11 protein-coding genes are annotated in these 13,563 nt (G+C 58.8%); 6 read left to right on the top strand and 5 right to left on the bottom strand.

The genetic code is table 11. The features are described from left to right. The first annotated feature begins 211 nt into the window (after positions 1-211). The 6 genes from IE123_RS01960 to IE123_RS01935 are packed head-to-tail and all read left to right on the top strand — an operon-like array spanning position 212 to position 6,077. Positions 212-3,004, top strand: a complete 2,793-nt coding sequence (locus IE123_RS01960; RefSeq protein WP_189514554.1) for a monovalent cation/H+ antiporter subunit A — start codon at positions 212-214, stop codon at positions 3,002-3,004. After that, complete coding sequence (locus IE123_RS01955) at positions 3,004-3,357, top strand: Na+/H+ antiporter subunit C (protein WP_189514552.1); 354 nt, start codon at positions 3,004-3,006, stop codon at positions 3,355-3,357. Before IE123_RS01960 ends, IE123_RS01955 begins: the two co-directional genes overlap by 1 nt. Further along, positions 3,354-4,889 carry a monovalent cation/H+ antiporter subunit D gene (locus IE123_RS01950; RefSeq protein ID WP_189514550.1) on the top strand — a complete coding sequence of 512 codons (1,536 nt, stop codon included), beginning with the start codon at positions 3,354-3,356 and terminating at the stop codon, positions 4,887-4,889. The genes IE123_RS01955 and IE123_RS01950 overlap by 4 nt, the downstream gene beginning before the upstream one ends. Continuing rightward, the gene (locus IE123_RS01945; RefSeq protein WP_189514548.1) at positions 4,879-5,370 is read left to right on the top strand and encodes a Na+/H+ antiporter subunit E; all 492 of its coding nucleotides are present in this window, start codon (positions 4,879-4,881) and stop codon (positions 5,368-5,370) included. Before IE123_RS01950 ends, IE123_RS01945 begins: the two co-directional genes overlap by 11 nt. Next, on the top strand, positions 5,367-5,636 hold the full coding sequence (locus IE123_RS01940) for a K+/H+ antiporter subunit F (RefSeq protein ID WP_090133492.1): 270 nt from the start codon (positions 5,367-5,369) through the stop codon (positions 5,634-5,636). Before IE123_RS01945 ends, IE123_RS01940 begins: the two co-directional genes overlap by 4 nt. 9 nt (positions 5,637-5,645) lie before the next feature. Next, positions 5,646-6,077, top strand: coding sequence for a Na+/H+ antiporter subunit G (locus IE123_RS01935; RefSeq protein WP_189514546.1), 432 nt, complete (start codon positions 5,646-5,648; stop codon positions 6,075-6,077). Positions 6,078-6,097: 20 nt separating this feature from the next. On the opposite strand, the gene hemH is transcribed toward IE123_RS01935, so the two are convergent. The 5 genes from hemH to IE123_RS01910 form a co-directional block, all read right to left on the bottom strand. Further along, a complete protein-coding gene (hemH, locus tag IE123_RS01930; RefSeq protein WP_189514544.1) occupies positions 6,098-7,087 on the bottom strand; it encodes a ferrochelatase in 990 nt (329 codons plus the stop codon). Between the two features lie 601 nt (positions 7,088-7,688). Then, entirely contained in the window at positions 7,689-7,991 is a 303-nt protein-coding gene (locus tag IE123_RS01925) for a hypothetical protein (RefSeq protein WP_189514542.1), read from the bottom strand. A gap of 145 nt (positions 7,992-8,136) precedes the next feature. After that, the gene (locus IE123_RS01920) at positions 8,137-9,069 is read right to left on the bottom strand and encodes a hypothetical protein (RefSeq protein WP_189514539.1); all 933 of its coding nucleotides are present in this window, start codon (positions 9,067-9,069) and stop codon (positions 8,137-8,139) included. Beyond that, on the bottom strand, positions 9,066-12,998 hold the full coding sequence (locus tag IE123_RS01915) for a non-ribosomal peptide synthetase (protein WP_189514537.1): 3,933 nt from the start codon (positions 12,996-12,998) through the stop codon (positions 9,066-9,068). The genes IE123_RS01920 and IE123_RS01915 overlap by 4 nt, the downstream gene beginning before the upstream one ends. A 253-nt stretch (positions 12,999-13,251) precedes the next feature. Beyond that, positions 13,252-13,548, bottom strand: a complete 297-nt coding sequence (locus IE123_RS01910) for a hypothetical protein (RefSeq protein ID WP_189514535.1) — start codon at positions 13,546-13,548, stop codon at positions 13,252-13,254. Between the last annotated feature and the right edge of the window lie 15 nt (positions 13,549-13,563).

The raw sequence follows: 13,563 nt of genomic DNA, 5'->3' as shown, positions 1-13,563 counted from the left end.
CCCGCACGTTGCGGGTTCCTGTTCAAGACCTCTGACCGGCCCTGCAAGGAATCAACTGACGCATACTGCACTGCGGGATTTGCTCGCTGTGTCGTCTATTCATGATGCCCGTCATCCGGCTCGCTTCAGCGCCTGCGCTGCTGGTCACCGGCCATCGTGGCATGTCGAATAGTCAGTACACTGGAAGCCATTCATCAGGAAACAAGCATTCATGACCCTGCCCTGGATCCCTCTACTGACATTTCTAGGCGTATTTGTCCCCGCACTTGCCATACGCGGCGGCAGAACCGTTTGTGCGCTGACCACGGCCATTGCACCGGCCATCGCGCTTGGCCTGGTATTGTTTACCTATCTCGGGCATGACGGCGAAGAGGTCATTCGCACTTCATTACAATGGCTGCCAGCGCTGGGCCTCGAACTGGCCTTTCGCCTGGATGGGTTATCGCTGCTCTTTTTGCTGCTGATCCTTGGCATCGGGCTGCTGATCATTCTCTATACCCGCTACTACCTGTCCGAAAAGGACTCGATGTCGCGGTTTTACGCCTTTTTGCTGCTGTTCATGACGGCCATGGTCGGCATTGTCATGTCAGATAATCTGTTGCTGCTCTGGGGGTTCTGGGAGCTGACCAGCATTTCTTCCTTTTTGTTGATCGGCTTCTGGTCACACGAAACGGCGGCGCGCAAGGGCGCGCGCATGGCAATGACGATCACCGGCGCCGGCGGTCTGGCACTGCTGGCAGGCATCATTTTGATCGGCAATGTGACCGGCACCTATGACATGGGCACGGTGCTTGAAAGTCATGATCTGATTACTGCAAGCCCGCTCTATCCGGCCATTGTCGTACTGGTGCTGCTGGGTGCCTTTACCAAATCGGCGCAGTTCCCGTTTCATTTCTGGCTACCCCATGCCATGGCCGCCCCGACGCCGGTATCGGCCTATCTGCATTCGGCCACCATGGTCAAGGCCGGTATCTTTTTGATGCTGCGCCTGCATCCTGCGCTTTCGGGCACCGAGCTCTGGACGGTCATCGTGACGCTGACCGGTCTGGTAACCATGGTGTACGGTGCCTGGTTTGCCTTTTTGAAAACCGATCTCAAGGGAATTCTGGCCTTTTCGACCATCAGTCATCTGGGTCTGATCACCTCGCTTCTGGGGCTTGGCAATTCACAGGCCCTGCTTGCTGCCCTGTTCCACATCATCAATCACGCCCTGTTCAAGGCTGCCCTGTTCATGGCCGCCGGCATTGTGGATCACGAAACCGGCACCCGCGACGTTCGAAAGCTTGGCGGCCTCTACCGCCTGATGCCGATCACGACGGTGCTGACCTGTATTGCCACTGTCTCGATGGCAGGTATTCCGCCGCTCAACGGCTTCATCTCCAAGGAGATGTTCTTTACCGAGGCACTGGCATCGCAGCAGTTCGGTGGGCTGGCATGGATTGTCCCCCTGCTGGCAGGCCTTGGTGGCCTGCTCTCGGTGGCCTACTCACTGCGTCTGGGCTATGCGACCTTTTTCCGCCGGCCACGCCAGGAGCCGCCCAAAACGCCTCATGAGCCACCATGGCCCATGCGTTTTCCGGTCGAGCTGCTGGTGGCGCTGTGCATCATCGTGGGTCTGGTGCCTACCCTGCCCCAGTCACCCATCCTGGAAGATGCCGTCCGTGCCACGGTGTCCGGTGAGATGCCTGAATTCCATCTGGCGCTCTGGCACGGCATCAACCCTGCCCTGCTGTTGAGTCTGGCCGTGATTGCCGGTGGTATTGTGCTGCATCTGCTTCATCGCCACATGATACGGTTCAACCGCCAGTTCAGATCACAGGATGCCCGCTACATCTTCGAGGCACTGGTTCAGCGACTCGTAGGCCTGTGTCAACGCGTGATCGATCGACTCGAAAACGGCTCGCTGCAGCGCTACATGTTCTTTTTGATGGCCGTCTCCGTATTGGCCATGGGGCTTGGGCTGGCGGATCTGGACATGCTGACCGGCAGCCTGGGCCAGCAACCGCTGGACCCGGTCGTGGTGCTGGGCGCCGCGCTTTTGATCATGGGCGGCGTGTTGACCGCAGCGCTGCATCGCTATCGCCTGATTTCACTGCTGATGCTGTCTGTTGTGGGACTGGTGGTAGCGCTGACCTTTGCCCGCTTCTCGGCGCCCGACCTGGCGCTGACGCAGCTGTCGGTGGAAGTGGTGACCATGATCCTGTTGATGCTGGCGCTTTTCTTTTTGCCTCAGAAGACGCCCAAGGAGTCCGGCGGAGCCCGTGTGGTACGCGATGTCCTGATCGCCACAGGCTTTGGTGGCGCGGTGGCCAGCCTCAACTTCGCCGTGCTGACACGGGATCTCAACAGCATTTCGGACTTTTTTATCGATCAGAGTGTGCCAGGCGGTGGTGGCCACAACGTGGTCAACGTCATCCTGGTGGATTTCCGCGGCTTTGATACGCTGGGTGAAATCACGGTACTGGCCATTGCCGGTCTTGCGATCTTCAAGCTGCTGAACCGGCTTCGCCTGTTCATGCCGGCCACTGACATGGAAGGTCGCCTGTGGTCCGATGACCGTCATCCGACGCTTTTGATGGTGGTGTCCCAGACACTGCTGCCGCTGGCCCTGCTGGTGTCGTTCTTTATTTTCCTGCGTGGTCATAACCAGCCCGGCGGCGGCTTCATTGCCGGTCTGATCACGGCCGTGGCCCTGATTCTTCTGTACATGTCACGCGGCGTTGAATGGGCGCAGCAGCGTCTGGACTTCCAGTTCCAGCCCATTGCCATTGCAGGTGTTGCCCTGTCGACCTTTACCGGGCTTTGCAGCTGGCTGTTTGGCTACCCGTTTTTGACATCAACCTTCGATCATTTCCACCTGCCCCTGATCGGTGATATCGAACTTGCCAGTGCCCTGATCTTTGATGGCGGCATCTATCTGGCGGTTGTCGGCGCCACGCTGATGATTCTGGCCAACCTGGGCAAGCTCACCACCGCTCATCGACCCAACAAGGACATGCCCTGATGGAAGCACTTTACGCCATCACCACTGGTATCCTGACGGCCAGCGGGGTCTATCTGACCCTGCGCGGGCGTACCTTTCCGGTAGTCGTCGGGCTGACGCTGCTCTCCTATGCCGTCAATCTGTTCCTGTTTTCCATGGGCGGGCTGACCACACACGGTGCAGCACTGGTAGGCACCAATGATCAGTATGCCGACCCGCTGCCCCAGGCACTGGTACTGACGGCCATTGTCATCGGCTTTGCCATGACGGCCTTTGCCATCATTCTGGCCATGCGCTCAAGAGGCGATCTGGGCAGCGATAGTGTTGATGGCAACCGCACCGATCGTGAAGACCCGCGGGAGAACAAGGCGTGATGCAGCATCTGCCCATCTTCCCGGTTCTGCTGCCTCTTGTGGTGGCCATTATCCTGCTGCGAAAGCGTGAAGGGGCTGATCCGGTCAGGCGTACCATTTCCATTACGGCGACGGCACTGCTGGCCGTCGTTGGCTTCTGGCTGGTGACGCAGGTCGCCGGTGGCGAGACGCTGGTCTATCGACTGGGCAACTGGCAGGCACCCTATGGCATCGTGCTGGTGGCCGATCGTTTGTCGGCCATGATGGTATTTCTGACAGCGCTGCTGGCGCTGGGAAGCATCATTCATGCCAGTGGTGGCGAGGACAATCAGGGGTCAAATTTTCACGGGCTTTTTCATCTACAGCTCATGGGAATCAATGGTGCCTTTCTGACCGGCGATCTTTTCAACCTGTTTGTCTTCTTTGAAGTGCTGCTGCTGGCTTCCTATGCACTTTTGATGCATGGCGGTGGCAAGGCGCGCGTGCAGGCAGGCGTGCACTATGTGGTGCTTAACCTGGCCGGCTCGTCCCTGTTTCTGATCGCGCTGGGCGTGTTGTACGGCACCATTGGCACACTCAACATGGCCGACATGGCCGAACGCGTCAGTCAGTTGCCGGCAGACCGGCAGGGGCTGGTGCGTGCGGGCGCTCTGCTGCTGCTGGTAGTGTTCGGACTCAAGGCCGCCATCCTGCCGCTTTATTTCTGGCTGCCCCGCGCCTACAGCTCGGCGCCCGCGCCGATCGCGGCCCTTTTCTCCATCATGACCAAGGTGGGGATCTACGCCATCCTGCGCGTTTTCACCCTGATCTTTGGCGAGCAGGCCGGCGGACTTGCCCATCTGGCGCAGCCGTGGCTCTGGTGGGGCGGGCTGGCGACGCTTGCCATGGCAACGCTTGCCGTGCTGTCAGCGCGCGATCTGCGTATGCAGATTTCCTATTTCACGCTGATCTCGATCGGTACCCTGCTGTGCGGACTTGGCATGGAGAGTACGGACTCACGTGGTGCCATGCTCTTCTACCTGGTGCATACCACGCTGATCAATGGCGGGCTTTTCCTGCTGGCCGACCTGATTGCCGATCAGCGCGGCAAGGTGGGCACCCGTATTGTGCGCAGCAGAGCCTTTAAATACACCACACTGCTCAGTGCCCTTTACATGATGGGCACCGTCAGTTCTGCCGGGCTTCCGCCGCTGTCAGGGGCCCTGGCCAAGGCGTGGTTGATGTCGACTGCCACGCTCTCGGAAGGACTCTGGCTGTGGCCGCTCCTGCTGCTTTCGGGCCTTGCAGGCGTAGTAGCCGCATCACGCGCCGGCTCTACGGTATTCTGGCGTCACAGTAACGGCGAACGTGTGAGCGAGCGTCTTTCCCGCAGCAAGCTGGTGGGCGCGGTGCTGCTGTTATCGGCGGCACCGCTGCTGGTCATTCTGGCAGGCCCCATCGGCGGCTATACCCAGGCCACGGCGGAGCAGGTTGCTGCCACCGAGCAGTACCGCAGTGCCGTATTGGGCAATGTCACCTCAGTTGCGCCAGGAGCGTCTGCCGATGCTGATTGAACGCTGTCTCCCCCGACCCATCCTGTCGATGATTCTGATGCTGGTCTGGATCATGTTGTCCGATGTCATCACCTATGGCTCCGTGATCATGGGGGCCATCCTGGGCATTGCCATTCCGCTGATGACCCAGCGTTTCTGGGATGCACAACCCGTGGTCAAAAAACCGCTGCGGCTGCTGCGCTACACCCTGCGCGTCATGGTGGATATCCTTTTGGCCAATCTGGAAGTGGCCTGGCTGATTGCCAGACCCTGGCGTCGCCCTCGCCCGGCGTTCATCGAGTATCCGCTGACATTAAAGCGTGATTTCAGCATTACACTTCTGGCCAGCACCATCAGCCTCACGCCGGGCACCATTTCAGCCAATCTGAGACTCGACGGGCGCAGCCTGCTGATCCACGTGCTGGATACCGATGATGAGCAGGCCGTCATCGACGAGATATACAACCGCTACGAGCGACCGCTCATGGAGATCTACGAATGATCGGTATTGCGCTGTGGATCAGCTTTTTTCTGGTCGCCATGGCCATCGTGCTCAACGCCTATCGGCTGCTGGTGGGGCCCTCCCTGCCGGATCGCATCATTGCGCTCGATACCATGTACGTGAACAGCATTGCACTGATCATCCTGTACACGATCTGGCTCAGTACACGGGTCTATTTTGAAGGCGCCCTGTTGATCGCCATGCTGGGATTCATCAGTACCGTTGCCGTATGCAAGTATCTATTGCGCGGCGACATCATCGAATAGGAGGCCATCATGGCGTGGTTGGACAAGGCATGGATCGATACGGCGCTTGAGGCAATGACGGCCTTTTTTCTGGTAGCAGGCGCCCTGATCACCTTCATCAGCTCTTTCGGGATGGTGCATCTGCGTGACTTTTATCTACGCATGCATGGCCCGGCCAAGGCCACAACCCTGGGCGTCGGGCTGATACTGATCGCCTGTATGCTGTATTTTGTGTTGATTGAGCGCACCTTTCACATTCAGCTGCTGCTGGTCACCATTTTCCTGCTGATTACCGCGCCCATCAGCGCGCATCTGCTGGCCAAGGTGGCGTTGCATCAGAAGCTGCCCAGCGACACCACCACCACCGGAGCACCCAGCGAGCTTCGCGAAGAGGATGTCGCCCAGGAACCGGATACCCCCCACCCTGAGGTTCCCGGCAGCGGTCAGCGCCACAGCCCGTGAGGCGCTGACCGAGCAGTGACTCAGCACCAGTTGCGTGTATTTCTTTCGACCAGTCCCGCCAGCATTTCAATGTGACTTTCGCGATCATTGAGCGCTGGCACATAGCTGTAGTCTTCCCCGCCGGCTTCCATGAAGTAGCCGCGGTTCTCCTCCTGAATCTCTTCCAGCGTTTCCAGACAGTCGGCTGCAAACCCCGGGCAGATCACGTCAATACCGGGGGTGGCCTTCACGTCCCAGTTCTTGAGCGTTTCATCGGTATAGGGCTGCAGCCACTCTTCTCGTCCAAAGCGTGACTGGAAGGTCATGGTCCACTGGTCCGGCTCAAGCTCCAGCGCCCTTGCCAGTGCTTCACTGGTAGCCTTGCAGTGCTTGGGATAGGGGTCGCCTTCATCGGCATAGCGTTTGGGGATACCGTGCCAGGAAATCAGCAGGTGATTCTGGCGGCCGCGTGTGGCCCAGTGCTCCCGAACGCTTTCGGCAAGCGCTGCAATATAGGCGCTGTCGTCATGGTAGTCGCGAATGAAGTGCAGCTCGGGAATATCCGGACATGGCTTGAGCGCATCGGCCAGACGGTCAAAGACGGCCGCCGTGGTAGTACGCGAAAACTGTGGGTAGAGCGGCAGTACCAGAATGCGATTGACACCTGCACGGCGGAAAGCCAGGCCCGCGCTTTCCATGGTCGGTTTGCCATAGGTCATGCCAAGCTCGACCGGTATATCGCAGCCATACTGCGCATCCAGATGCGCCTTGAGCGCACGCTGCTGGCGCCGACCAATGGCCAGCAAAGGCGACCCTTCCGCTTCCCACACGCTGGCATAGGCCTCGGCCACTCTTTTGGGACGTGTCCGCAATACAAAGGCATTGAGAATGAACCACCAGACCGGACGGGATACATCAATGACTCGACGATCCCACAGGAATTCGCCCAGGTAGCGCCGTACAGCGGCGGGCGTCGGTTCATCCGGGGTGCCAAGGTTGGCCAGCAGTACGCCGAAAGGGGCCTGTGCCATGTCTATACTCCTTGCTGTGACAAGAGGGCTTCAATTAACCAGACCCTCAAAAAAATCGATTTTGATGAAATTATTCTATCAGCGCAGACCGGGCAGTGCTGATGAAATGTCCCTATTCGCTGATGCAGAAAGTGTAAATGTCCCATCTAGGGATCGTAATCCCGGTGATCCATGGACCCATGATTTTCCCATGGTGACAGATGCTCGCACTGCGGGCGTTATGGCGCCAGTCGAGGCATCCATTGGCCCTGTGCCCCTGGCTTGCCGTAAGGAGTCAGGCAGCCCGTAGCATCAAACATTCAATAATCTGGCGCACTTTATCAGATACCCCCTGGCCTTTTTGGGGTGATCATTACAATGCCATCGGTCGATCAGGCTTGGCGTAAACGCGCCATTCGCTTACTGGATACGCCTGAAAATGAGTCCCATGGACAGCATGCGTATCGGGCAGGACAGGATCAGGTGATATCTGCCGGTGAAAACCGATCACCGGGTCAGGCTGCCATAAAAAACGCCGGCAGAAGCCGGCGCGGGGTGATCAAATCAGTCTGTCATGTCTTGGTATTTTTAACGGCATGCGCCCATGTCGAATCAGCGATGATCAGATCGCAATGGCCAGCTGGGGCACATTGCCCAGCTGTACCAGACGGCGTGAACTGTCACTGCCATCCTCTTCACTCTGACGAACGATCCAGGCGTGGCTGATGCCAGCACCCAGCAGCTGATCGATGGCTTCATCGATCGAACGAAACAGGCAGGGCTTGCCGCGACGACTGAGCTTTTGTCGATCACCGCTGCCCGTTTCGCACTCAATCTGGTAGATGTGGCTCAGCGTGTTACGTACAACGCGAACTTCCATTTCATGCTGATGTGACGCAGCATGTCTGAGTTGATGTAATTCCATTTAACCCTCCCTGGGCTATCACTCATCGCGCTCTTGGCGATGGATATTTCTATGTCTTTTCTGTCGATTTTTGAAAGATTAACATCGCCGGATGACTGTTCCGTGTCAGCGCCAGCGCTGTTTTTCAAACGTTGATATCTCAATACTACATTTTTGAACCCGCACGAATGCTGCGCTCATGATGTGCAAGCCATGCATCAAGAATGGCGTGCTGGGGCGCTGACATCATTCGTCGGGCTCGCATGAGGTGCTCTTCACCAAGCTGCTGCAATCGAGCAACCACCGTGGCAAGCCAGGTCGTATCGGCAAAGAGTGCATCAGGTAGCGCAATTCGGCGCGTCAATACACCGAGGTGCCAGATATGGTCGATCATGGCAGGGCCGTCCGAGGACTCGGAAGCGGCGGGTATCATCAGACCATTATGCCCTGCATCTACCGGGCGCTTATCGTTTGAAAAGACGCCCTTTTCCTCATGATAGGGATGAATTAGCTCAATGATCCCTGGATGACGCTTAATCAGGTGTTTTCCCAGGGGCGCATGACGCGCTCCGGGAAGTGCCTGATAGGTCAGATGACGCAAACCGAAAATCAGTATCGCGCGACGCTCATGAACAAGTACTTCCTGCTCGATGCGCTCAGCGTAGGCCATTTCACGCTGCTCATGCCAGCGCATAAACGCTTCATTATCCAGCGTTTCCCAGTCAATGGCCGGCTCAGCCAGCACGACGCGAATACGGCGCTCAACGGGACGCTGCAGATTGACGGCACGAAGCCGCCTGAAAAAATCTGCATAAACGGGCGGGCTCCACAGCAGGAAATAAAGCGTGTCCTGCCAGACGGCGGCCAGCCCTGTCTCGTCCATGTCTTCACCGCTGATATAGCGATCAAGCCATGCCTGATGACGTACGCTCCCAAATTCGACAACGATATCGTCAAACGTTCCCTCCAGTGCCGGACTTTCCATCAGCGTGGTAATGGCAGACATTACCTGTGGGCACCAGTGGATCTCCCCAAGCCCCACCAGAGGGCGGCGCTTGAGTATCTCGGCGATAAGCGTCTCGGGCTGGCTTGCCATCATATCGCGGCGTCGGAGCAGGCCATCTGCGACTCGAGCACGGTCATCAGACGCTGCACAATGGTTGTTAGATGGGCTTGATGCATCAGCTCCGGATGCGTGGCCGGCAGATCAAGATTGATGATGCGCCCACCCACATAGGGCTGCCAGGCGCGCTGATCCAGCCAGTCTTCCTCCCGCGGCGTGGCGGCCGTAAAGAAGTGCATGTCGCCGCTATACACCGGATGGCGGGTTTCACGCACCAGACGGCTGTTATTGATGACTACATCCACCAGGGCGTCCAGCGTTTGTGACGACAGTTGCCCCAGCGCACTGCCCTCACGCTGCAGCAATGCGATGACCTGTGCCCGGCGTGATCCAGTCTCTGTTGCAGGTGCCGGGTCAGCAATTCCAGCGATGCGCAAGAGCGCCTCCAGCGCCATGCCCTCATCCGGTGGCGTCATGTCACGCCAGAGATCTGCCGGATAGGCATCCAGCAGGGCCAGCATGCCGACCGATTCCCCTTCGCGCTCCAGAAGCGCCGCCATGGTATGCGCGATCATTCCGCCCACCGACCAGCCCAGCAGATGATAGGGCCCGTGAGGCTGGATACGACGCATCTGCGCAATGTAGTCGCGCGCCATCTCTTCCATGGTATCGGGCAGCCGGCTTTCCGGCAGCAACCCGCGCGCCTGTAGACCATACAGGGAATAGCGGGACGGCAGAGTCCGCGCCATGCCTGCATAGCACCAGGCCAGACCGCCCGCCGGATGCACACAAAAAATGGGAGACGCGTCGTCGCCCTTACGCAACGCCAGCACGACATCCAGCCCACCGGCCGCAACGCCCTGCACATCGAGGGCATCAAGCGCCTCGATGGTGGGGGCTTCAAACAGCGTGGCGATGGTCAGATTCGACCCCAGTGCCTCATTAAGCCGACGCATCAACTGCAATGCATTCAGCGAGTTGCCGCCAAGATCGAAAAAGTTGTCCCGAATGCCAACGCGCTCAAGGCCAAGCACTTCGGCAAAAAGGTCGGCCATGATCTGTTGCCGAGGCGTTGCAGGCGCCACCCCTTCTTCACCGGCCTCGGGAACCGGCAACGCCCGACGATCGAGCTTGCCGTTGGGACTCAACGGAAACGCCTTTAATACCATGATCAGCCCGGGCACCATGTAATCAGGCAGGGTTCGGGCCAGATGGCGCTTGAGCGCATCCAGTGCCAGGGTATCGCCATCTTCGGGCACGACATAGCCGACCAGACGAGCGCTGCTGCCGCTGCCGTGCACGCTGACCACGGCGTGCGCCACCCCGGCATGAGAGAGCATGACGGATTCGATTTCTCCCAGCTCAAGGCGCTGTCCACGCAGCTTGACCTGGTGATCGATGCGACCCAGATACTCGAGCACGCCATCAAAACGCCAGCGTGCCAGATCCCCGGTACGATAGAGCTTCGAGTCGGCTTCCAGCGCCGGGCAATCGATAAAGCGTTCAAGAGTCAATTCGGGCTGGCCCAGATAGCCCCGTGCCAGGTTGCGCCCGGCAATATAAAGTTCCCCGGGCATCCCCACCGGCACCGGCTGAAAACTGGCATCAAGTACATGCAGATGCGTATTCCAGATCGGTGCACCGATGGGCACGCTGCTGCCGCCATCCTCTGCATCACACTGCCAGGCACTGACATCGACAGCTGCCTCGGTAGGGCCATATAGATTGTGCAGGGCCACCCAGGGCAGACGCGTCAAAAAGCGCTGTTCCAGCTCGCGGGAGAGCGCTTCGCCGCTGACGAAGACCTGACGCAGGGCGCGCATACGCTCGATATCCTGCGTGCTCAGCTCATCCAGCAGGATATCGAGCATCGAGGGCACAAAGTGCAGCGTGGTGATGGCTTCATCGATGATGGTGTTGATCAGATAGCGTGGATCGCGGTGGCCGCCTTCACGCGCCATGACCAGCGTTGCCCCGCTGATCATGGGCCAGAGAAACTCCCATACCGACACATCAAAACCGTTGGGTGTTTTCTGCAGCACCCTGTCGCCTGCCTTGAGCGCATAGCATCCCTGCATCCAGAGAATGCGGTTGACGATGGCACGATGCTCGACCAGAACCCCCTTGGGCTTGCCGGTCGAACCAGAAGTGAAAAGGATATAAGCCCCAAGACCAGGGTCACGCTGGGCTGCATTACCGGGCGCCAGTGAACGGCGGTTGTCGGCCTCTATCAGGTTGACGTCCAGGACGTGCACTCCTGAAAAGCGTTCACGCTGCGCTTCACTGCTCAAAATCAGACGCGGCGCAGCGCGCGTGACGATGTCAGTCAGACGCGCGTCCGGATACTCCAGCGGCAGCGGCAGCCAGGCGGCGCCCACATGATGGATGGCCAGCAGCGCTACCTGCATCTCCAGCGAACGCGGCAAAGCCACACCCACAGCATCACCTGGGAGCACACCCTTCGCGATCAGGGTATCAGACAGCGCCTGTACCTGAGCCCCCAGTGCGCGGTAATCCAGCGCCTGCCCTTCAGACACCAGTGCTGTCGCTTTGGGCGTTCTACCGATCTGGCGCTCGAGAAGTGTCGCCATGTGCGTATCTTCTACCGGATGATCCGTGGCGTTGAACTGCGTCAACGCCTGATGATCCTCCGGAGTAGTCAGCTTAAGCTCATTCACTGGCGTATCAGGAGAGGCCATGAAGTTCACCAGCCACTGCGCCAGGCGCGAAAGATGCCAACCAAGCTCCTTCTCGCTATAAAGTGCTGGATTGCCATCAAGCGCCAGACGCATGGCATCGCTGTCGCCGCCAAGATAGACCGAAAAGACCAGGTCATCGACCGGCCCGGCCACCAGATGGTGCTTGTACACCCGGCTCTGCGGCCATTGACTGCTTGAATCAAACGGCAGCACGTTGACATGCATACCCAACAGCGGGCGTCTGCCGGGACGACGGCCCAGATCACGTAACAGCCATTCGTGTCGATAGCGCTGATGACGGCGTAGCGTGCCCAGCGACTGCGCCGCGGACTGACACCACTGCATTGGTGTGGCACTGAAGTCATCGCGCAGACGCAATGGCAGCATATTGACCTGCGTCATGGGCGCGCGTAGCGCCGCGCCCTGCATGCGCCCCATCATGGGCACGCCGAGAGTAACGTCAGTGCGCTGACACATGCGTGCATACCAGGCGCCACTGGCCGCCAGAATGGCCTCGGCGATCCCCTGCTGCTGCGCCTTGCACTGCGTGTAAAAGCGCTGGGACTGCTCGGCATTCAGCGTCATCTCACAGCGCAGGGCATGGGGCTGTGCCGGAGCAAATCGTCCGGCGGGCGAGATGGGTTCGGGATCATCGGCAAACAGCGCATGCCAGTGTGCACGGTCCTGCTCAAGGGCCGGGCCTGCCAGATAACGCTGCTCTTCCTCGATGACCCGATCAATACTGCCATACCAGACGGCCCTGGCGTTCTCTCCCTTGCCAAGGGCAACATAATGTTCGGCGGCCCGCTGTTGAATCAGTCCGTAGGCCCAGGCATCGGCAGCCACATGGTGCATGTTGAGCCACCAGAGCACGTGATCATCCGCAAGACGCCAGATGGCCTGTCGAAAAAGCGGCCCCTGTGGCAGTGCAAAGGGCACCTCGCGGCGTGTGGCCATCTGATGCCAGGCCAGTTCGCGAGCATGCGTGCTACCGCGCAGATCAATGATCTCGGGTACCGTCGCTCGGCTGGCAGCATCCGCTGGGCATCTGGCCGGGCCATTGTCGGTGGCCACAAAACCCTCAAAGAGACCATCGGCCTCACTGACGGCCATTGAGGCCGCCAACGCCAGCCTGTCAACATCGATGGCACCCGTGAACTCAAGGCACTGGGCGGTGGAGTATCCTCCCTGAACGGCGCTGCTCTGCTGGCCATACCAGATGCCGGCCTGAGCGCCACTGACGGGAAGAAAATCGGCCTGACTCATGAGATCACCATCTTCTGCAATACCACCCCTGCTCGGGTCTTTATGACAGTGTGCCGGCCCAAACGGATCGCGCATTGCCGGGCGGCACTATCTGAACGGATAGACATTTGAATTTAAATAATAATGCTTCTCATTTCAAATGAAGTGTTCGCTATTTCTTCCAAATGCCCTTCTCCAAATGCCAACGGGACCGGATGTTGCCATCCGGTCCCGTTGATCATGCGCCAGGGCCTTGCTTGAAGCTTCCCGAGCATTACTCGCGATTGAAGGTGGCCGGGTCAATGGCAACACCCAGCGAACGACGGTCAATCCAGCGGCCGGCCTTCGTCTCCTTGTAGCGAAACACCACATAATCGCCAACCGAGACATCAAGCGTCGCTTCCTCGACCTGATAGGAGTAGACCTCGCCGTTCACGGTCAGGGTATGTCGGTAAAGATCCGGCATTCCCAGCCACTCCTTGAAGGGGCCCTCGGTTTCGACGCTTTCAAGCGTACCACGCGCTTCCAGTTTGGGTTGACGACGTCCGCCGCGACGGTATCCAGCCGGCATGTTGACTCCTGTCAG

Origin of the sequence: Kushneria pakistanensis (genome assembly GCF_014652795.1) — a bacterium.
Classification (GTDB): Bacteria; Pseudomonadota; Gammaproteobacteria; order Pseudomonadales; family Halomonadaceae; genus Kushneria; species Kushneria pakistanensis.
The sequence above is the reverse complement of the archived record's forward strand: the minus strand, read 5'-3'. Positions and strand labels throughout refer to the sequence as shown.